Annotated in this window: 14 protein-coding genes; 3 read left to right on the top strand and 11 right to left on the bottom strand. The window is 54.7% G+C overall.

All coding sequences use genetic code 11. The annotated features are described in order from the left end of the window. Positions 1–6 precede the first annotated feature (6 nt). From C5Y96_RS24190 to C5Y96_RS24170, 4 genes are all read right to left on the bottom strand, one after another. Entirely contained in the window at positions 7–207 is a 201-nt protein-coding gene (locus C5Y96_RS24190; protein WP_105358833.1) for a hypothetical protein, read from the bottom strand. Between the two features lie 23 nt (positions 208–230). Further along, positions 231–1,334 (bottom strand): DUF444 family protein, encoded by a 1,104-nt coding sequence (locus tag C5Y96_RS24185; RefSeq protein ID WP_105358831.1) that lies wholly within the window; start codon positions 1,332–1,334, stop codon positions 231–233. Positions 1,335–1,508: 174 nt separating this feature from the next. Then, on the bottom strand, positions 1,509–3,563 hold the full coding sequence (locus C5Y96_RS24180; RefSeq protein WP_105358828.1) for a PrkA family serine protein kinase: 2,055 nt from the start codon (positions 3,561–3,563) through the stop codon (positions 1,509–1,511). 817 nt (positions 3,564–4,380) lie between these two features. Continuing rightward, positions 4,381–4,770, bottom strand: coding sequence for a response regulator transcription factor (locus tag C5Y96_RS24170; RefSeq protein WP_105358824.1), 390 nt, complete (start codon positions 4,768–4,770; stop codon positions 4,381–4,383). Between the two features lie 732 nt (positions 4,771–5,502). On the opposite strand from C5Y96_RS24170, the gene C5Y96_RS24160 reads away from it, so the two are divergent. Then, complete coding sequence (locus C5Y96_RS24160) at positions 5,503–6,468, top strand: DUF1559 domain-containing protein (protein WP_261341407.1); 966 nt, start codon at positions 5,503–5,505, stop codon at positions 6,466–6,468. Positions 6,469–6,484: 16 nt separating this feature from the next. Here C5Y96_RS24160 and C5Y96_RS24155 read toward each other — a convergent pair whose 3' ends face one another. Next, positions 6,485–7,246, bottom strand: a complete 762-nt coding sequence (locus C5Y96_RS24155; protein WP_105358818.1) for a DUF1080 domain-containing protein — start codon at positions 7,244–7,246, stop codon at positions 6,485–6,487. A gap of 162 nt (positions 7,247–7,408) precedes the next feature. Between C5Y96_RS24155 and C5Y96_RS24150 the strand changes: the two genes are divergently transcribed. Continuing rightward, positions 7,409–8,746, top strand: a complete 1,338-nt coding sequence (locus C5Y96_RS24150) for an alpha/beta hydrolase family protein (RefSeq protein ID WP_105358815.1) — start codon at positions 7,409–7,411, stop codon at positions 8,744–8,746. A gap of 45 nt (positions 8,747–8,791) precedes the next feature. Here the strand turns inward: C5Y96_RS24150 and C5Y96_RS24145 are convergent, their stop codons facing one another. From C5Y96_RS24145 to C5Y96_RS27910, 3 genes are all read right to left on the bottom strand, one after another. Beyond that, positions 8,792–9,472, bottom strand: coding sequence for a DUF2461 domain-containing protein (locus C5Y96_RS24145; protein WP_105358812.1), 681 nt, complete (start codon positions 9,470–9,472; stop codon positions 8,792–8,794). A 208-nt stretch (positions 9,473–9,680) separates the two neighbouring features. Further along, complete coding sequence (locus C5Y96_RS24140) at positions 9,681–11,477, bottom strand: DUF3352 domain-containing protein (RefSeq protein ID WP_105358810.1); 1,797 nt, start codon at positions 11,475–11,477, stop codon at positions 9,681–9,683. A gap of 295 nt (positions 11,478–11,772) precedes the next feature. Beyond that, positions 11,773–12,198, bottom strand: coding sequence for a hypothetical protein (locus C5Y96_RS27910; RefSeq protein ID WP_233199097.1), 426 nt, complete (start codon positions 12,196–12,198; stop codon positions 11,773–11,775). On the opposite strand from C5Y96_RS27910, the gene C5Y96_RS28230 reads away from it, so the two are divergent. Further along, positions 12,125–12,556 carry a BON domain-containing protein gene (locus C5Y96_RS28230; RefSeq protein ID WP_409994435.1) on the top strand — a complete coding sequence of 144 codons (432 nt, stop codon included), beginning with the start codon at positions 12,125–12,127 and terminating at the stop codon, positions 12,554–12,556. The genes C5Y96_RS27910 and C5Y96_RS28230 overlap by 74 nt on opposite strands. Before the next feature lie 1,023 nt (positions 12,557–13,579). Here the strand turns inward: C5Y96_RS28230 and C5Y96_RS24130 are convergent. The 3 genes from C5Y96_RS24130 to C5Y96_RS24120 all read right to left on the bottom strand — a co-directional run bounded on the left by C5Y96_RS24130 (position 13,580) and on the right by C5Y96_RS24120 (position 20,389). After that, positions 13,580–17,296 carry a secretin N-terminal domain-containing protein gene (locus C5Y96_RS24130; protein WP_158261403.1) on the bottom strand — a complete coding sequence of 1,239 codons (3,717 nt, stop codon included), beginning with the start codon at positions 17,294–17,296 and terminating at the stop codon, positions 13,580–13,582. Between the two features lie 268 nt (positions 17,297–17,564). Then, positions 17,565–18,761, bottom strand: a complete 1,197-nt coding sequence (locus C5Y96_RS24125) for a cadherin repeat domain-containing protein (RefSeq protein WP_105358803.1) — start codon at positions 18,759–18,761, stop codon at positions 17,565–17,567. Further along, positions 18,758–20,389, bottom strand: coding sequence for a hypothetical protein (locus C5Y96_RS24120; RefSeq protein ID WP_105358801.1), 1,632 nt, complete (start codon positions 20,387–20,389; stop codon positions 18,758–18,760). The genes C5Y96_RS24125 and C5Y96_RS24120 overlap by 4 nt, the downstream gene beginning before the upstream one ends. Between the last annotated feature and the right edge of the window lie 50 nt (positions 20,390–20,439).

Genomic DNA, 20,439 nt, shown 5'->3' with positions numbered 1-20,439 from the left:
CGATGATTAATCGAGTTCCTTAACCTCGAACTTGCTTTCCGAAAGGGAACTGATCACGTCCCATAGGCGGGGAAAGTCGCGGCGTAGTTGCTTTTTGGCGCGCTCAATCGCTTCGGCTGCCGTCTGGCATACGACCGTGACCTGGTTATGCCCCACGCGTACCAGGTACGTATGCGGCGTTTCGGGATTCAAATCGGCTGTCGACATAAATGCTACCTCTAGGGAAAACCTCACTTACCTTTACCGAGAAACTGCTTGATGGAGTCGTAAATCGCATCTTTGTCTTCAATGTGAGACAAGATCAGGGTTTCATGGTTCTTGCCAAATTGATTGACGAGCGACTTCATGTATTCGCCGCTACCATAGGGGCTTTCAACCTGGCCATAGCAGAACAAGTTACACGCTGGAATCAGGACGTTCTCCAGCATCTTCATACAGGTACGGTTGTCTTCACCCCAGTTGTCGCCGTCGGAAAACTGGAAGCAGTAAATGTTCCATTCCGAAATCGGAAACTCCTTTTCCAGAATCTGCTGGGCGACTTTGTAGGCGGAACTGATTCGTGTACCGCCACTTTCTCGGGTGTGATAAAACGTGGTTTCGTCTACCTCTTTGGCCCCGGCGTCGTGAATGACGTAGCGGCGTTCGACCCCTTTGTATTGGCTACGAAGCCACGTATCGATCCAGAACGCTTCGGTGCGAACTATTTCTTTCTGGTCATCGGTCATCGAGCCAGAGACATCCATGATGTAAATGATCGCGGCGTTCGCTTCCGGCTGCGGAATGCTGGTCCAACTGCGGTAGCGAGTGTCTTCGCGGACCGGAATGATGATTGGGTTCTTCGGGTTGTAAATTCCGGAGGCGATCTGCCGTCGCAGTGCTTTTACATACGTACGGCGAAAATGGCGAAGCGATTCGGGGCCGGTCGAACGAATACTGTCATATCGATTCTTATACTGAGAGATATTGGCATCTCCCTTGGGTTCGATCTTGGGAAGTTCTAGTTCGTCTCCCATCATCGCGGCGAGCTCTTCAAGCGGAACATCGACTTCCAGGATGTGACGCCCCGGTTCGTTCCCGGCCTGGCCGGCACCATCGCCGTCATCACCTTTACCGACCGGATCGCCGACCTCGCCATCCCCTTGGCCGACTCCCCCTTTGTTTTTGCCATATTTGAAATGGGGGACATCCAGGCTGGGAACCGGAATGCTAACCAAGTCCTTCCCCTTACGGCCGATCATCTCGCCGTGAGTGATGTACTTCCGAAGATTATCACGAATCCGACCGCGGACAATCTCGCGGAAGCGGTGTACGTCGCGATCAATCTTCAGCCCCATGGTTTTCTCCTTGCTTATGCCGGTGGGTGAAGGTGTATTGGCGATGTGCCACTAGGGATCATTCCCGTGGCCGATAACGGGCGGGATTCCCAATCTGATCCTCTTTTCCCAGTGGCAGGGAAGAGAGGACCAGACTGGGTAATCCACACCACGTTGTCTCGCTGAAATGTTTGCTTATCCGGTGACATCTCCGCGGGCGAAGATGCTGGCGACGTAGCTGAGCACGTCCGTGGCGCTTTCGTCGTCGTAACCGTGATCGCGGATGAGTCGTTGTTTGACGACGTCAATCTTTTCCTGTGTCTCTTGGTCAATGACGCTGGAGACAAGGCTCGTCAACTTGATCGAGTCTTTCTGATCTTCAAACAACTTCAGTTGGAGTGCTTTGTAGAGACGTTCGTTCGTCTTGTAATCGAATTTCTTACCGTCGATCGACAAGGCACCGATGTAGTTCATGATCTCGCGGCGGAAATCGTCTTTGCGGCTGTCTGGGATATCGATCTTTTCTTCGATCGATCGCATCAAGCGGTCGTCCGGCTCTTCATACTGGCCGGTAAACTTGTTCTTGACCCGTTCGCGCTGCGTGTACGCTTTGACGTTGTCGATGTAGTTGGCACATAGGCGAGCCATCGCATCTTCGTCCGCGGCAATCGCACGCTGAACTTCGTTCTTGACGATGTTCTCGTACTCTTCCTTGACCACTTCGAGAAGCTGGCGATAGTGATCGCGTTGCTCTTCGCTGGTGATCAAGGAATGGTTGCCGAGACCCGACTCGAGCTCGTTCAACACCATAAACGGGTTGATCGAAGTCGCGTCGGGATGTGCGACTAACGCGTTGGAGATCTTGTCTTGCACGTAGCGAGGCGAGATGCCGAGCATCCCTTCCCGCTTCGCTTGCGACTTGAGCTCCTTAATGTTTTCTTCGGTGAAGCCAGGCAGTGATTTGCCGTCGTATAGCTTCAGTTTTTGCAGCAAGGTCAAGCTGGCATTCTTCGGTTCCTCTAGCCGAGTCAGAACGGCCCACATGGCCGCCATCTCGATGGTATGAGGAGCGATGTGTTTCCCTTTGACCTTGTCGTTGTTGTAATCCTTTTCGTAGATCTTCACTTCATTGGATAGCTTCGTAACGTACGGCACGTCGATTTTGACGGTACGGTCACGCAGAGCTTCCATGAACTCGTTGTTCTGCAGCCGACGATATTCAGGCTCGTTCGTATGGCCAAGAATCACTTCGTCGATATCGGTCTGGGCGAACTTCTTCGGCTTGACCTTGTGTTCTTGGCTGGCACCCAGCAGGTCGTACAGGAACGCCACGTCAAGCTTCAACACTTCGACGAACTCGATAATACCGCGATTGGCGACGTTGAATTCGCCGTCGAAGTTGAACGCACGCGGATCGCTGTCGGTACCGTACTCGGCGATCTTGCGGTAGTTGATATCGCCGGTCAGTTCGGTGGAGTCCTGATTTTTTTCGTCCTTCGGCTGGAAGGTGCCGATGCCAATGCGATCCTTTTCGCTGAGGATGACCCGACGAACATGGACGTCTTCGATAACTTTCGTCCAGTCGCCGCCGTGACGGTTCAGGCTGTCCATGTAATGGAAGCGGCAGAACGGGCAAAGTTCGCCACTGATGCTGATTGGGTAGTCTGCAAGCGCGCTGGCTTCCTGGAATTGAGCTGCGACGTCTCTGCGGAAATCTTCTGGAATGAGATGCAACGGTTCCTCATTCATCGGGCACCAGTGGATCGCCAACGGATCGCTTGGGTTGTCTGGATCGGTCCAGCCCAGCGAATACAGGGCACCTTCGTCCGTGGCCGAGTAGCGTTCGATCCCTTTCTTCAGCAATCGGGCCATGGTGCTCTTGCTGCTGCCCACAGGGCCGTGCAACAACAGTACACGTTTTTCGATGCCATAACCGTGAGCCGCACTTTTCAGGGCGTTGACCAACTGAACCTGGGAGTCTTCCAGGCCGAAGATGGCGTCTTTGCCGTGGTCCATGGGGTCGTCGAAGAAGCGGTAGTGCACTCGCTTTTCGCGTGAAACTTCGTAGGTATCCACCCCATACGAAAGAATCATGTCGTAGCAACGCTGGAATGCGTTACGTGTGACAGAAGGATTCTGCGCGACCAGATCGAGGTACTGCTCGAAGGTTCCTTGCCAGTTCTTCTTTCGGAACTGTTCCAGGTTCTGGCGTTCAGCCAGAAAAGAAACGATTTGACGACCGCCGGCCATATGCTGATCCCTCCTGCGATTAGGAACCGAGTCCTACTCGGTGAACCTGTGGTGGACACAGTCCGCAGCCCAGATCGCAAGCCAATCTTCGGCTACGAAACGTTTGGGGATGGGGCGATGGGGTCTTGTATGACGAATTCTGCGATTCTTGCCAAGTCGTATCTTTCTTGCTTATTCTGTCGGACCGCGCATGCGCACACAGCTTCTCGGAAAAAAGTCTGCCAAACGCCGAGCGCGATTGAGAAAGAACGTCGCGAAGAAAGAACAAATGGGAAGAATGCGAGTCGGATCGGCTACAAGATCACTTTGCCTTCCCTTCATTGAAGTATCGACCGAAGTTTGGATATAAGCAATAGAAAGATTACGGTGTTTTCGGCGACCTTATCACTTGTGAAAAATGGTACGAGTTGTAACGTCCCAAATTAATTGAAGTTCGGTACTGTCGATTAATACGAAGCGGGGCCCCGTAATTTTTTAAAATGGATAAGATCGACAGATCGTTATGCAACAGAATCGGTGCTAGTGAGCAGGAAATGGCCAGAAGTTGCCACGCTTAACGACGTTTGCCAAGCACCGTGAATACGGTGCAATTACCTAGCTTTTGGGCTTCAGAGATTTTGGGCCTTAGATCCAGGTGAGGACGTTTTCACTAGAATCATGAAGCTTATAGCATCGAAATAAGATACGACTTTGAGCCATCGCCTCAAGGACTCAGAGTGCTAGGAATTTGCACCTGAGTCACCCGCTGGGTTGCTTCGCCAAGAGGTAATCTAATGCCGGCAGAGCTTTTGCTGCTTCAGGAAGATTCCGAAAGCAACTACCCAATCAGCTTCTCGACCGCCCCGAGCAACCGGTCCATTGCGAATGGCTTGCGGATGTAGTCGTCCACACCCAGCATTTCGGCATAGGCTTTGTGGCGGTTCCCTTCATTGCCGGTAACCATGATGACCTTCGTTGGGATCTTGTGCGTTTGGCGCAATTTTTCCAGCACCAGAAAGCCGCTCCGCTTGGGCATCATCATGTCTAGCACGATTAGATCGGGGTCGTCTCGTTCGGCCAGAGCCAGACCTTGGTTGCCGTCGCGAGCGACCAGCACGCGATACCCTTTCGATTCCAGGGCGAAACGCATCGTTTCCACGATTTCGGTATCGTCGTCCACCAGCAGGATGGTCTTATCTTCGGCCTTCTTGGCTTCCTGTTCGCTCATGCGGGCGGCTGCTTTGTGAATGGAGAGTTATCGGAGGGGGTAAATCGTTCATCGGTAATTTAATACAACTACTCGATTTAGCACCAAATCGCAACGGTAGGCAGGCGATTTAGGGGCTACCTTTTGCCACGACGTCACTTTCCTAATTCATACGGCCTACCTAGATAGAAGGGGAGACTTGCCGGCGATGGCCGATTTTTTGGCTTTCCTGAGGCGTTGATTCACGGGACAATCGTTTTTTCACGGGCATCATTTGGAAAGTAAAAGCGATTTGAAAACGGAACTCGTGATAACTTCCTCTTCAGGATTCGCTGGATTCATTGCCTTTTTGATGGCGACCAGCTTGGGATGTGGTTTGTCCGCGAACGATCCTGGTCTGATACCCGTTCAGGGAACTGTCCATGTGGATGATCGTCCGGCGTCTGGTGGATCGGTCTGCTTTTATCCCAATGACCAAGAGAACGGCGTCCTGCCGGTGGGAAGTATCCAGTCTGATGGAACGTATCGGGTCTATGTTCATGGAAATCACGGAGCACCGGAAGGGGGCTATCGGGTCACCGTTTTCATGCATGAGAAATCATCTGCGAGAGTGGGGCACGCAGGCTTACCGAAGAGCATGATTGATGCTCGGTATAATTCACCTCAGACGACGCCCTTGTCGGTAGAGGTACGTCGTGATGCAGGGCCAGAGCAATACGACTTGAGAATCGTCACGAAAACGAGGAGTTGATGATGGTGCCACGGCGGAGAGCCTTCACGTTGGTGGAATTGTTAGTCGTGATTGCGATTATCGGAATCTTAATCGCGCTGCTCCTTCCGGCGGTTCAAGCGGCGCGGGAAGCGGCTCGGCGGATGCAGTGTTCCAATCATTTGAAGCAAATCGTGCTCGCCACACACAACTTCGAGTCGGCCCACCAAGAGATTGTCTTCAATCGCTACAGCGATCCAGGCTACAGTTGGTTTACTGGTTGGGATCAATGGGGAGACTATGGCGGAGCCGATTCGCGTGGCTGGAGCTGGTTGACCGCTTTGCTGCCGTATCTCGAGCAGTCCGCCATTTATGATCATGGGCAAATCCCTAATCAGACGTTCGGCAATAGTTCCGCCGTTTCCCAGTCGATCCCAGGCTTCTTTTGCCCGAGCGACTCGATGCAGGCACACAGTCCGTACGTTGAGAACACCATCTATATGAATGGTGTCTCGACGGGGCTAACCAATTACAAAGGAGTGCTCGGTTCCAACTTCTGCTGGGGTCCTTATGCCAACACCGGTGCCAACGGCAACTGCGAACCATGGGGATGGGGAGACGGCATCATGATTCCGCTGGCTTGGCATCAAAAGAAGAAATCAGGCAGCCTGGTCGACGGAACGAGTAACACCTTTCTGGTCGGCGAGCAGGTCTGGAACGAAGCCGCGGCCAAGTGCAGCAACTGTTACGGACTCGGTTTCTCGTATGCCCACACGATTGAAGCGACCGCCAATGCGGCACTGCCTCCCAATGCCCGTCAGCCTGATGGTACCGAGTTTGCCCTCGACGATTTCGAAGGACAGAACGGTTTTCGTAGTCGGCATCCTGGTGGCGTGCTGATGGGCTATGCCGACGGCTCGGTTCACTTCGTCTCAGAAACGGTCGACCTGGCAACCTACCGCGCGATGGCTACGATCGCAGGCAGTGAAAGCCTGCGGATTGGTAATTAAATCGATCAGAACAGGGCTATTTGTCTGCCTGGTATTCCAACGCTTTGTCATCCAGCGGTTTCACCCACACGTTGCGGAACTGCACGGCGTTGTCGTGGTCTTGGAGAAACACGGGACCGATACCGGTCTGCTTCTGCTTTTCCCAGATCGTCTTCAGGTAATCGGTGGTGTTGTAGCGGTAAGGATGGTAATTGGAACGGGGCTCTCCGAGCTTGGTTCCCTCTTGCACCTTCTGGCCATTGAGCCAGGCAGTGATCGTTCCTTCTTCCACAATCTTGCCTGACTCGTCTCGACGGGGGGCCGTGTAGCGAATGTCATAGACTTGCCATTCATCTGGGCCTTTGCCCGCATTGACGAGTGCTGGAGCAAAGCCGTATACCGCCCCGATGTCCCCCTGGTCGAGCTTTTCTTTTTCGACCGAGTTGATGATCTGAAGTTCGTAGTTGCCGTGAATATAGATGCCGCTATTGCCGCTTCCTTTTTTGGGCAATTTAAACTCGACGTGAATATCGGCATCGCGGAAATGAGGCTTCGAGACGATGTGGTTCGACCGTCCTTCTCCGCGTGTCGATGTGAGTACGCCATCTTCCAGCGGCCAGTTGATTTCTCCCCCATTTTTGCTGAGAAACTCATTTGTATCACTGCTTAGCAAAACGATTGCACCTTCCGGTGGTGGTACCGGCAGTTCCTTCTGGTTCGGCTGAAAGTCGTCGGCCGAAAGCGCGCGGCTAATTGCTGCGATTGTGAGCAGGGCGAGAGCAATATTTTGTTTGGGCATGATTAGAACTCAAGGAGAGAGGCAGGAATGAGGAAGCAGATTTAAGGTAATCAATTTCAGAACGATTGCAATTATGCGTCGCGGGTGGCTGGAAATCGCGTTGCGGATGAGTCAAACTAAATCATCCCACCTCAAGCCGTCCTCACCACTCAGGAAATCCCCATGCGCTGCCTGCTGTTGCTCCTCTTGTTGTCTACGACCGCGATCGCCCAGGAAAAAGAGAACCCCTATAGCGATCCTGTCCCGGTTGCATCCCCCTATTATCGCGTACGATACGAGGCCTCGACGAAAGAAGGAGAGCTTCAATTTCCGGTCACGTATACGATGTGGCTGCCGGAAGGTGTCGATAAGCTGCGGGGCGTGATCGTTCACCAGCATGGGTGTGGCGTTGGGTCGTGCCGTTCAGGGCAGACCGGAGCTTTCGATCTACATTGGCAAGCCTTGGCTCAGAAGCACGGTTGTGCGTTGTTGTCCCCTGTTTACGAGCAGCCGGAAGCGGCTAATTGTCAGCTATGGTGCGATCCTCGCAACGGTTCGTCGGATGCCTTTCAAAAGGGGCTCGCTGATTTCGCCAAGCAAACAGGACACACCGAACTGACATCTGTGCCGTGGGCCATCTGGGGTCATAGCGGTGGTGGCCATTGGTGCGGTGGCATGGTCCTGCTGCATCCCGAGAAAGTAGCCGCAGCCTGGCTGCGCAGTGGTGTGCCGCTGTTCGAGGAAAAGGAAGGTCGCAACATTGTCGCCTACGAGAATGTCCCTGCTGCGGCACTGGGCGTTCCGGTGATGTGCAACCTGGGTACGCAGGAAGGCTATTCGGTCAAAGAGGGACGCTTTTCGGGGGTATGGCCTGGGGTGCAGGCGTTTTTCGGCAAGATGCGTGAAGAGGGAGGCCTTGTATCGGTTTCGGTCGATCCGCTTACCAGCCATCAATGTGGCAATCAACGTTATCTGGCGATTCCTTGGCTCGATGCCTGCCTGACGCTTCGTCTGCCCAAAGAAAGTGGCCGGCCACTGAACGAGTTGGACGAATCAGAGGGGTTGCTCGTCGCGCTGCCGATGCCAGGAAGTGAAATTGAATCGCCGGTTGCCGCGAAGAGGTTCGCTGGAGACAAGAGCAAATCGATTTGGTTGCCGACCAACGAAATTGCTCAGGCCTGGGTGCAGTACATGCAGAATACTGAAGTCACTGACAACACCCCGCCGCCAGCACCGACCCAGGTGAAAGTCGAAGGCAACGTGATTACGTGGGACGCTGCTGCTGACCTGGAAAGCGGGCTGGCCAGTTTCACCATCATGCGTGATGGCAAGCCAATCGCCACGCTGCCTGAAAAGTCTCGCAATCCATTTGGTCGCTCGATATTCCAGGGCCTACAGTACAGCGACACACCTATTCAGCCGCTGGTCGAGATGAAGTACCTCGACGAGACGGCCGAATCAGGCAAGTCTTATAAGTACGAAGTCATTGCCGAGAACACTGTCGGGCTGAAGTCGAAATAATCCGATCTCGACTGGCGAAGACAGGGAGGCTGGATCGGTAAGAGTTCACGATTTCTTACCGATCGCTTCCAATCCGAAGAGCATCAAGTCGACAGTCGCCTTATGCAGTTTGACTAACTCCTTCACCACCGAACCGTCGATCCACGCTTCCCGCGACTGGTTCTGAGAGACAATCAGCGACTTCATCTTCAGGAAGGTGGCATGCTCGTGGTCGGCGTATTGGGCGTAGCCGCGTGGCATCGATTTGAGAGGTTCAATCTCAGCGAAATGGTAGCCTGCCTTGGTGATCTTGCGCGTGATCGCCTGAAAGGTCTTGGCGTCTTCGATCATGCGATCGCGTATGCGGTTCAAGTCTTTCGTTTCCAAACGATAGAACCCGGATGCGATGAAGCCGCCGTCCGATGCCAGGTGGGCATATATGAGGGCCGTGTCTTCTTTTTTGTTGCCTGACGGTGTCAGCAGGCCGCCGACATGCTCTTTGTAGGGACGCTTGTCATTGGAAAAGCGGGTGTCGCGATACAAGCGAAACATCGTCTGCTTGCTGCCAGAGAAGGGACGTTTGGCATTCTTCATCTTGGCGGATGCGGATTCGAGAATGCTCGCGAACGGATCGAGGAGCTGCTCGCGAAGTTCCTCTTTGTGTGCGTGGTACCACTCGCGATTGTTGTTGGCGGTTAGTTCGTCGAGAAGCTTAAACGATTTGGGGGTAATGCCGAACGCGGTCATCAGGGGCGATCCATGGGGCGATTGGTTCACAAATGCTTGTAAGATAACCGCGGAATCGCGTGCTTCTCAACCATCCGTCCTATCGACAGTGGAAAGTACCTGATGACTGTGAGGTGGTTCACAGGCGACCTGATTGTATGTGGCGCAATAAAAAACGCCCCTGAGGTCATCAGGGGCGTAAGGATTGTCCAAGCTGGAATCCGTATGATTACTCGGTGTCGCGTTTCAGCGAAAAACCGATCCAGTGCAACCCGGTTTCGTCGTCGACCATGATCGCTCCGCTAGGAGCCAGGTACTGGCTGATGACGTTGAAGTCGGGTAGGGGGTTGGCATCGAGGTTGCCTTGCAGATTCTTGAAGAAGTCGTTCCGCTCCGCACGCTGGCCAATGAAAGTGCGGGTTGAATCGGCTTGGACCAACTCGTAGACCATTCGTAGGCTCTCTTCTGGCCGAGCAAAGCTGACCATGGCGACTTTGCGTTCACCAGCGTGAGCTTGCAATTTGTTGAGAACAAGCTTGAAGCTCAGGTCATCCGCCAGTCGTGGCGAGTCACCGCCGAAAGTCATCGTGACATGTTCGACGATGCCTGGGCGATCGGCGAAAAAGAGGTAGTCGCCAATCAATCCGAAGCAAGGTTCCGGTCGCAGAGCCCGGCGGTTCTCCATTCGTTGTCGTCGATCTTCGGGCACGTCTTCCGGAATGGGGGCATCGGCAACGTTGGCCTGGTAGAAGGTTGCATCGCCGAAGTTACGCTTCTCGACCACATCGTTCAGCCGAGGCAGCGACTCGACGATACGATCCAGTGTCTTTTGCATCTGGGCTCGGTCTTTGATCTTGGCCGCGATAAAGGTGGCCTGGCTATTGATGCGTGCCGGGGGCTCGTACCACTGGACTAGCGTGAATTTGCCTTCCAGGTTTTCTATGATCTCGGTTTTGAAATCGATACCGGTTCGCTGGTTGATACGGCGATCGATGTCCTCGGCCAGTTTGCCTTCGCCAAAGATGCTGTCGTAGAGGTTTTCCAATGCGCCATAGCTCTTGTCTACGTCCCAATTGCTGGTCATGTAATTGGTAACGTCCTCTGGCACCCAGCCTTCCGGCTCGGTCGAAGCATTCTTCAGAGCGATCATTTCGATCACGCCGGTACGGGGGCGTTCCAGCATGATGTGCAAGTGGCCAATCGTATCGAAGTCTTCGGTCGCGGCGATGTAGCTTCCGCCAATCGCTTTCACACCATCAAGGCCCAGGACCGGCAGAAAGCCCATGACGTAACTGCCGCCCGGTTGGTTTTTGGTAATGGTGCGTAGGGCGTCGATCGGATTGACATACCAGATCATCTGGGCTGGCTCGTCCTTGGTGCCACGCGATGACGAGACGATGGTCGTAAAACGATCGTCCGATGCCAGGCTGTCTTCTCGGTCGCCAGACCAATGTTCCAAAGTGTCTTCGACGACTTCAATCCGGTTGGAAAGCAGTAGGACGTTCTCGTGAATACAGATGGCTAGAGGGCCGTTGTTGCCGCGAATCAAGGTGATCTGGGCACCTTTGAACTCGCTACGTTCGATTAGGGCACCATCGTTGCCGGCGACCGTTTCTAGCAGACTGACTACCTTTTCGATAACACGGGTATCCTCGCCGAGGTCGCACATGATAACGACACCGGGCTGTCCTTCCTGCATGGCAACCACGCCGGCGACCAATTCTCCCTGCGGGATGCTCAGCAGTTCTTCAAGCATGATGCCGCTACGTTCCTCGGCGTTGGCCGCCGACTGCTTGAGTGTCTGCCAAATGCCGCTGACAAATGGCTGCATTTGAGGGTCGTTGGCCGCTTTGCCGATGGCCGTTTGCTCCATTTTCGCAATAAAATCGGGCGTGTTTGCCACCCGCAGGAAAGCGAACGTCTGGTCCGAGACAATTCGTGCTGCGTTGGGGCGTTCCGCCCAGGTACTCGAAACGAGCAGGGCTGATAGCAGGAGGGTAAGAAGTGGGGTGAGGCTGAATTTCATTGAGGCACCTTAAGTGGTGAAGAGTTAACCGTTTGTGTCCTGGGGAACTCATCTGAGATACCCGTACCGGTCAGGCAAAGTTTCAAGATTGTTCGGGAAAATTCTCCTGGGAAACCCGTTCCGCCTGAAATGCTCTTGGCGGCGGCATGTATTGTGCGGGCAAACGTGGTGTTGCAAGCTTCACGAGGTCGGGGGTGTCGATACCAGAATGAACCATCCCCACGCGAATACTCGAAAATCACTTGGTGATACTCGCCTTGTTCGCGATAATGGAGATGCACATTTCTGGCGCGGTTTATGTTGACCAAGTGTTCGCCAAGGACGAGAGAGAGACCATGCGATTTCGCCGAATTGATACTATTTGCCTGGCAATCTGCGGTGCACTGACCTGCGGACTATCGTTTGCCAATGCCCAAGGGCAATCCATCAATTCCAACACCGTGCAGCAGCCCAACAGCAACTTTGGGGCGGGCTTTAACTCCAATTCAGGAGGCTCGATCAGCAGCCCCGGTAACAACATGTTTTCGACGCCGCTGCCGACTCCGTCGTTCGCCAATGGTTCCGGCTCGGGAACCGGATCGACCTCAGGTTCGTCAGGAACCAGTGGTTTGGGGGGAACTGGCGATGCCAGTGCGGCTTCTGCTTTGATGCAACAGAACCAGCTGAACCCGTTCGGTGGCGGTACCACGGGAACGGGGCAGCTCGGACTGGGTGGCAACACGGGGCGAAATAGCTTTGGCCGGTTCGGAGCTTTCGGAAATATGTTCAACAACCAGGCGTTTCAAAATGGCTTCGGCCAAGATGATACGCCCCGTCTGCCGACCAGGCTGACCGTGAAATTCGATCATCCAAGAATTCCAGCCAGTCTCGTGAGTTCCGACATCACCCGTCGGGTTCAAAAGATCGGTCGTTTTCCTGGCATTACCGTGTCTGTGGAAGACCGGGTGGCCACAGTGTCGGGGATTGTGGAGTCTGAAGATGATTTGCGGTTGATCGAACGGTTTGTTGCGATGGAAGTTGGGGTGTCATCGGTGGTGAACCAGCTTGAATTGCAGGAGCCATCACCGGCTGACCAATAGGCTGCTGCCCACTGGCCAGGTAATTGCTGTAAGCTTTCGAGTCTGCAAAATCAGGCCGGAATGTCTGTAGATTCACGCCTGGCTTCAACTGCATCGACTGCGGTGCGCGGCTGTGATACGCCCCGCCTTGGTATTGAGCCGCTGCCTGATTCATCAGTGGCTGAGCTGGTTGCTGCTGCATCACAGGGTACTGAGACGCAGGGTACTGGGGCATTGCCGACTGTTGCTGGTACTGGGGCGGCATCATCTGCTGCACGTTCGGCTGCGGCGCACTCGGTACAACATACCGCAACCTCTCTTTCATCGTCGACGGTAGTTCAATCGTCGTGGTGTTCAGTTGCGATGTCTGCTGTAGCGGTTGCATCTGTGGCATAGCCGGTGGGGCGTTACGCTGGAAGGTCACTTGGGCCACTTCCGGAGCGACCTGATCGCTGGGGCTGGGCTGATATTGGGGCGTGGGAGCCTGCCCCTCTTCCTTCATGGCAACACCCATGAGCAAATGCTTGCTCTGCTCGCTCATGATGAGTTGACCTGTTTCCGTACGGAAGAACGGAGCAAGGGTGATCTCTCGCTGCTCGCCACCGGCGCGGTCCCAGGGAACCCAGAAACTATAGGAATGTCCAAGCTTGGACATGCTGTAGTGCGATTGAAATTTATCGGCCTCGAATACGAACTTTCGATCAGGACGCTCGGCATCGATATCGCCAACGCGTTTATCGTCATAGCCATAGATGGTCAAGCTACCCTGAACGCGGACAGGCTTTTGCGATTCGTCGTAGAAATGAATACGTCCACCAAAGCCGCGTGTGGGAGGATCGTTCGGGTTGTATCGAACGGCGTCCTTCCATGTGACGACCATCTTCAGCGGGACTTTGTATTCTGGTTCTTCATCTTCCCACGGCATGGTTGGCATTTTGCCCAGGGAAGAGCAGCCGCTTGCCGCGAGAACCGTCAGGTAAACCAAACTCAGCGCGAATGCATGACGTTGCATGGTTGTTGTTCCTTGGTGTTCTGTAAGAGCGACTAGCGAACCGGTTGTGGCTGCGTGTACTGCGAATACTGTGAGACTGCCCCTTGCTGCGGCTGCTGAGCCGGTGGCTGTTGAGGGTATCCCTGAACCGGTTGCTGTTGCGGCGGCATCGCCTGGTAATTCTGTTGGAAGTTCACGGGACGAACTTCGACTGGCTGTAGAACCGACGATCGGGGTATACCGCCATTTGGTGGCGCGAAGCCCGGCGAGCCCAGGCTCGGCAACTGCTGATTAGGCGGCGGGAGTGGACCTCGTGGAGGATCCAGGACCGGGGCGTGATACCCAGGCGGAATCACTTCCGGAACGCCTGCAGGGTTTTCGTCTGGGTGGATCGCGATGATGCCATCGTCCATTGGCATCGAAGGATCGATACCGTAGAGGGCCTCGGGGCCGTAAACCTTGGCCACGTCTGCCAGGCACCAACTCATGCGGCACATTTCCTGTTCTTTCAGGAACGCAGCGTCCTCGTCCGAGCGGACCACGATTGGCGTAATGATAATCAGTAGTTCGCTACGCTGAGCGTTGTAACTGTCGTAGCGGAAGAATCGACCCAGCAGCGGTACGTCGCCCAGGAGTGGGACCTGGCGATTGACCACTTCGGACGAGTTCGAGATCAAACCACCGAAGACGATCGTTTGGCCCGAGCGAGCACTCACCACGGCCGTCGCGGTTTGGGTATCGATTCGTGGCGAACGAATGACGTCACCGTTCTGGTTGATCGAGATCGGAATACCATTGGCTTCCGAGCCGACAGCCGAGCGTTCGGCTTGTAGAGCCATCACAACAACACCGTCTGGGCTGATACGCGGGGTCACGCTGAGGATGATCCCTGTGTTGATCAGTTCGGTCGTGTTAATCGTGCCGTTGACGGTTTGCTGCGTCGAGGTGATATAAGGGACACGTTCACCCACCTGAATAAAGCCGGGCTGGTTGTCCATGGTCATGATTTGTGGACGAGCGAGCACTTCAAGTCGGCTTTCCCGTTCCAATGCACGCACGAGAATATTGACCGATTCGCTGGCTGCCGAGAAGACGAAACCACCGTAACCGAGGTCGTTGTTAACACGCCCCAGGGCGAAGTTCGTCAGGCCTTGGCTACCGACGGCACTAGCCGTGGCGAGGCTCGCAGCGCTCGAACTGTTGCCCAGTGTCTGATTGTTCCAGTTGTAGCCTGGATCGAGCGAGCCAGAGGAAACCACGCTTCGGTCAAATAGTACCGAGTCTTGCAGGCCAAGCTCGAAGCCGAGTTCTTCCAGGTCGTTCAGGCGAACGTCGGCGATCAAGACTTGCAGCATGACCATCGGTGGCCGTTCGTCGAGTTCTCGCACGATTTCTAGAACCTGGTCGAAGTAACGTGGAGTGGCACTGATGATCAGACTGTTGCTGAACAGTTCGGGCACCACGATCACTTCGCGAACCAATTGCTGGAATGGGCTGACGACCGAAGGGTCGAGCGTTTGCAGTTGGCTTTCTTCCGAAAGAAGTGCTGTCAGCGATTCAGCAACCAGATCGGCACGAGCGTTACGCAGACGCACGACGGTGCTCTTTCGCTCGGTCACCTCGTCCTGATCCAAGCGAAGGAGGATCGCTTCGACAACGGTAAGGTCCGTGGCAGAGCCTGAGGCGATGATGCTATTGGTGCGGGTGTCGACGGTAAAGTTCAACGGAATCAGGCTCGATTCACCGGTGCTGGCGGCCTGCGGCGTGAAGAACGCATTGGTTTGACGGGCCTGGTTGTTGGCCGACTGAACGGTCTGGAACAGCTCGTTCAGCATTGTCGAAAGCTGCGTGGCGTCACCGTTGACGATCGTGAACACTTTGATCTGCGATTCAGCCGAAGGCTGGGAATCGAGATGCTTTACCAAAGCCAGTACTAACTCCATGCTGTGCTCAGGAGCTTTGATGATAAGGGCATTGGAACGCGTATCCGCGGTCACTTGGACTTCGTTCAAGATTCCGGACCGCAAGATCTGCTTACCTTCGGTGTCTAGCGTCATGAACGAAAGCATGGCGGCGCGAACCTGGGCAGTCGACTGAGCTTGCTGCTGGTTTCCGCCGGTGGCAGGCGTTCCGGTAATGGCTTCCTGCAAGATAGGAGCGAGGTCTTCAGCAACTGAGTTGCGAAGCTGCACGATTTCCAACTTGAGGGTCGATTCGCTGGTCGGAACATCGATTTGCTTCAGCAGGTATTCGATTTCCACCATGTCTCGCGGGCTGGCCGCGACGATTAGCGAGTTGCTACGAACATCGGAGCTGATACGAATCCGCGTTCCGAGGGCCGTAGGTTCGGTATAGAACTCGGAAAGCTTGGTCTGTGCTTCCGCAGCGGCCAAGTTCTCAAGTGGGAAGACCTTTAGGGTCTTGGCAGGGCCAACAGGTTGGTCCAGCTTTTCGATCAGTTCCAGAATCCCTTCCACGCTTTGAGCACGACCGATGACTAGAATCGCATTGGGCTTGTTGAGGGCCGTGATGCTGACCTGGCCATAGCGGGCGTTAAGAAGGCTTTCGTAAAGTTCGTTGATCATCGTTGCGACTGCTTCGCTGTTGGCGTGCAGCAGTTCGCGAACTTCGATGACGGGCTGGGTTTCTACGCTCAGTCGTTCGATATCGTTAATGATGTTCGTGATACGTTCGACGTCGCGTTTGTGGCCACGCACGACAATCACGTCCAGCCCTTCCAGGAATTCGATCTGAACCGGACCAATGAGTCCGCCATCTTCTTCTGGGCTGATGGTGAACTGCGGGTTGTTGGGGTTTGGCTGGTCCGGAATATCAATCGGCTTGCCGCCTTGGGGTTGGCCGATGATTTGAGCAGCATTGTCGTCGTCGTTGGCATTACCTTCGACTGGCTGTTCTGGTTCTGGTTGGAAGATCATCGCGGCCAGGTCACCACTCCAGCGGAGCTTCTTCTTGCCGGCAACGTCTTTTAGAGCTTCGAAGACCTGCTTTTTGGCAAGGCTGTTTTCAGCGTCACGCAGTGGATCGAGTGCCTTTTCTACATTGTCGCGAGATGCGTTGCGGAGTGAAACGAGGGTCGTGCGGTAGGCATCGCTGTGGGATGGAGTGTCCATGGCGCGAATGACTTCGCCCCAACTGCGTGCCGAATCTGACGCACCGCGAAGAATGGCGGTGCCTTCGTTGCGATAAACCTGCAGGCTCACCTTCTTGTCGGTGTTGGTAGGCAGGGTCATCATCACCATGGCACCTTCCGCCGAGATACTGGCGGGGATTCGCTTGCCAACAAGCTTGGCGATGCCTGACTCCAGGGATTCCCCTTGGAGGTTGTTCAGCTTGATTTCGAGTTCAACGAGGCCGTCACCGAGATCACGGCTGCGTTGAAACAGCGGTTCCGGCGGAGTGGCGTTTGGCTGGTCTACGGCTGGACGCACACGCAATTCCGAGGCGTTCAGTTCAACTGGCGCAGCGTTGGCGGCCTTGTAGCCGGATTGCTGTACGAACTGAGCAATCTGCGACTGAACGGCCATGGGCGCGTGGACGACAAGCTTGCCAGAGGACTTGTCCGCATGGATGATCACATCCGGCTTACCTGAGAACAGCTGCTGGAGAACGCTCGTCAGCCCTTCCAGCTTCTGGGGATTGATTTGATACGACTCTACGCTAGCGGCAGATGTCTGTTCCTGTGCACCGACAGGGTAAGACAGCAAACCACTCACAGCGACGACGAGTGCGCTGACCAGTAAACGTGTCATTTTTAATTGATCGAAGGGGCTGACCATCCGTTGTCCTCACTTGCATTTGCGCAGCTATATAGCTGGAGTACCGCGCACCTCGCACTACATGGAATTTTCGGTAGTACACGAATTACCCCTACACCGATTCCAACCGGTACAAGCGATAAATTTTCCCAGCATGTTAGACTTTGACGGCTGGCGAACTCTCGTTAAAAGAAAAATGCCGTCAGCTAGCTGACGGCATGGTTGGATTCGGTTGGTTTTTTGAACCTTGACGGGCTATTGATTAAAGATCGCCGGCTGGGCCCATTGGGGTGGCTTCGGCAAGGGGCTGCCCGATCGAGAGGACTCGCAGGTCCCCTTCGATTTCGATGATTACCTCACGGTCTTTTACGTCGACGACTTTCCCCTTGAGGGTACCGACTGAGAAGGTATCGCCAGGCCCCAGTTTCAGCTGCTGATTCTTCGGCCGGTTGTTAAGCCAGGCCTTTGGCTGGCCACCCACAGCAACCGTACCTGTCAGGAAGGTGAACTTCGCTTCGTCGAATTCGGGACGCTTGGGCGTCGTATCGGGCATCGGTTCCGGCTTGGGCTCGACGACCTTAACCAAAAGCTCTTGCGTAGAGCTCTTGGGGGGAAGGCGGTTATCGCGGGCTTCGACCGTAATCTTGTATTCCCCCAAGGCCCCTGGCGTCCATTGAAGCGAACCGCTTTCGGAAAGCTCGACCCCTTGCGGTGGATCCTTGCCCAGGAAGAAGGTCACGCGGTCTTTGCGATCGGGATCGCTGGCACTCAGGCGAAACCGCAGGGGACGTTCCAGTTCCGCTTCGACTTCGGTCTTCGAGGTGAACAGAGGAGGCTTGTTGGCCGGAGCAAACAGATTCCGCTGCAGGATGACGTCGGTATAGTCTTTGGCGCTACCGTGGGCCAACTTGGGCAGACGTACTTCATCTGGCTGCGGGACTTCATCGGTGCCGTCCACACTGAGTACCGAGACGTTCATCGAGATGTCGAGAAGCTCGGAATCCTTGACAGGAATTATCGTCAGCTTGGTGAATTTATGCAGGATGTTGAACGAGTAGAACTCGTAAGTGAATTGGACGAATTGTTCCATCGTGGCTTGGCCGTTAATGGTAAACATGTGCTGGTAGTGATTGCCACCCCGGCGTCCATTGAGCGGCTTGATGACGATATCGTTGAAACCAGTTGCCTCAAGTGTTTCGCGCAGACGCTCCTGGTAGAACGATTGGCTAGCACGAATACTCTCCGGCAGCGCGTGCTGGCGGTAAGTGACCAGGCGGTCCATCGCCATTTCCGCCTTGGCTTCGACGAATTTTTCTTCCTTCAATCGCTTCGAGAGGGTCTCGATCTGACGATCGCGACTACTCAGGGCTGAAGAATACTGGCTCATAAAGTAGTAACCACCAACCGTCAGTAAGCAGACGCCTACCAGGATGGCCAAGACACGTTCACGTTGGCTCATGACTGGTCTCCTGAGGTGTTTACGGTGTCGGTGGTTGGTTCGGCCGATTCAGCTTCTTCGTTTTGAGCTTCCGCCGGTGTAGCTTCATCCTTTGGGGCATCGGTCGAAACTTCTGCTGACTCGTTCTTAGCTTCCTCTACTGGCTCGGACTTGTCGTTGTCTTCACGCGGGGCAAAGCGGTCGGTGCCGTCCGGGGTGATAGTTACGTATTCCTGGAAGCTAATCGTGTAGTTGTCGCCATAGACGCGTTCCTGCGAACCCTTGCCGAGCACTGCATGGTGTTCGTCCATCAAGCTTGTTTCGATCTTGCGAATCACCGACTGATCGGCAACGTAACCTTCTAAAGCGGTCGTTCCCCCTTCGCCATTGCTGGGCTGCATGTGGATTCGGGTGGTGATCATTTCATCAGCCGAAGGAAGCTGCTTAGACATCCGATAGAGTTCGTTAAGCCACTGGACATCCGAGGTTACCCAGTTATCGATTTCGATGACTTCATCTTCAATCGCGATCAGTGGTTTGTTCGACTTCTGGAGCTTGGCGATGTTTTCTTTTAGCTCAGCGATCTCGGCGTCGCGCGAGGCGATGCCGCTGTACATCAGGTAAGTAGCCATCAGCACCACGCTGGCCGCGGCCAAACCAGCCAACACAAAGATACGCTTGCGGTCTGGCGGGTCTGGTTTGCGACGGGGGTTAAGGAAGTCGATCGTTGCCTGATGCGCCGATCCATCGGCCAACAGCGTACCGATCAACGCACCAAACTGGCTGGCGATTTCCGGTGCGACCTGGACGCTGCTCGAAACGTGCTCAGCCGAAAGCGGGTCGAGAAACTCAACCTTGGCCTTCAGGTCTTCCCCAAGCGAACGCCAGGTTTCAGGCGAAGTCGGTTGGCCCAGGATCACAATCTGCGTGATCGACTCGGAAGTGCCCTTGGACTGAGCGGCGAGCATTGTGCGGCGAATTTCGCCCTGCAGTGCCTGCGTGTAGTGGTCGGTATTGGGTTCTCCGGGAACGCGTGTCGAACGTGTCAGGATCACGTTGCTTTGGCTAACAACCGTCAGCTCGACACGATCCTCCAGGGGTTCGACGATCAGGAACGTCTGTCCGGCAAGTCGAGATTGACTGGCAACCAGATGAGCGGAACCGAACGAGCGAACGTAAAAGCTTTGCGGCTGGATCTGAGCCTGATCGCAGAGCTTTTGACAGCTTTTGAGTGTCTTGGCGGAAATCGCAGCGGCGTGAACGCGTGACTTGCCATCGTCGGTGGGGGGCATCTTAACGAAGTCGACGACACCGTCATCACCCAGGTTGGTGCATTCACGTATTGCCTGATAGCGAACAATGTCGGGAAGTTCGTCATCGGGAACGGGTGGAACGGTGACAACCTGTAGTTCGATCGATGATCGGTTGATTGCCACAATCGCAGGTAATTTGCTCAGTCCATGCGCCGCGACTTGCTCGGTTAGAAGTCGAGCGACCCGGCTTTCGACAGGGCCTGGATCGGTGCCTTCAGGAGGGATCGGTAGCGGAATGTGTAGAGCTTGATCGACGACGATACTCGATCCGCGCTGGCGGGCAACCACCAAGCGGAGAGATCGCGAGTCCCATTCTATTGCGAGTTTCTTAGCCATAATTCTATTGTATTTCGCAGGCTTATCGGTGCGTGCCGAAAAATGCTCGG

It is taken from the genome of Blastopirellula marina (genome assembly GCF_002967715.1).
Classification (GTDB): domain Bacteria; phylum Planctomycetota; class Planctomycetia; order Pirellulales; family Pirellulaceae; genus Bremerella; species Bremerella marina_B.
The sequence above is the reverse complement of the archived record's forward strand: the minus strand, read 5'-3'. Positions and strand labels throughout refer to the sequence as shown.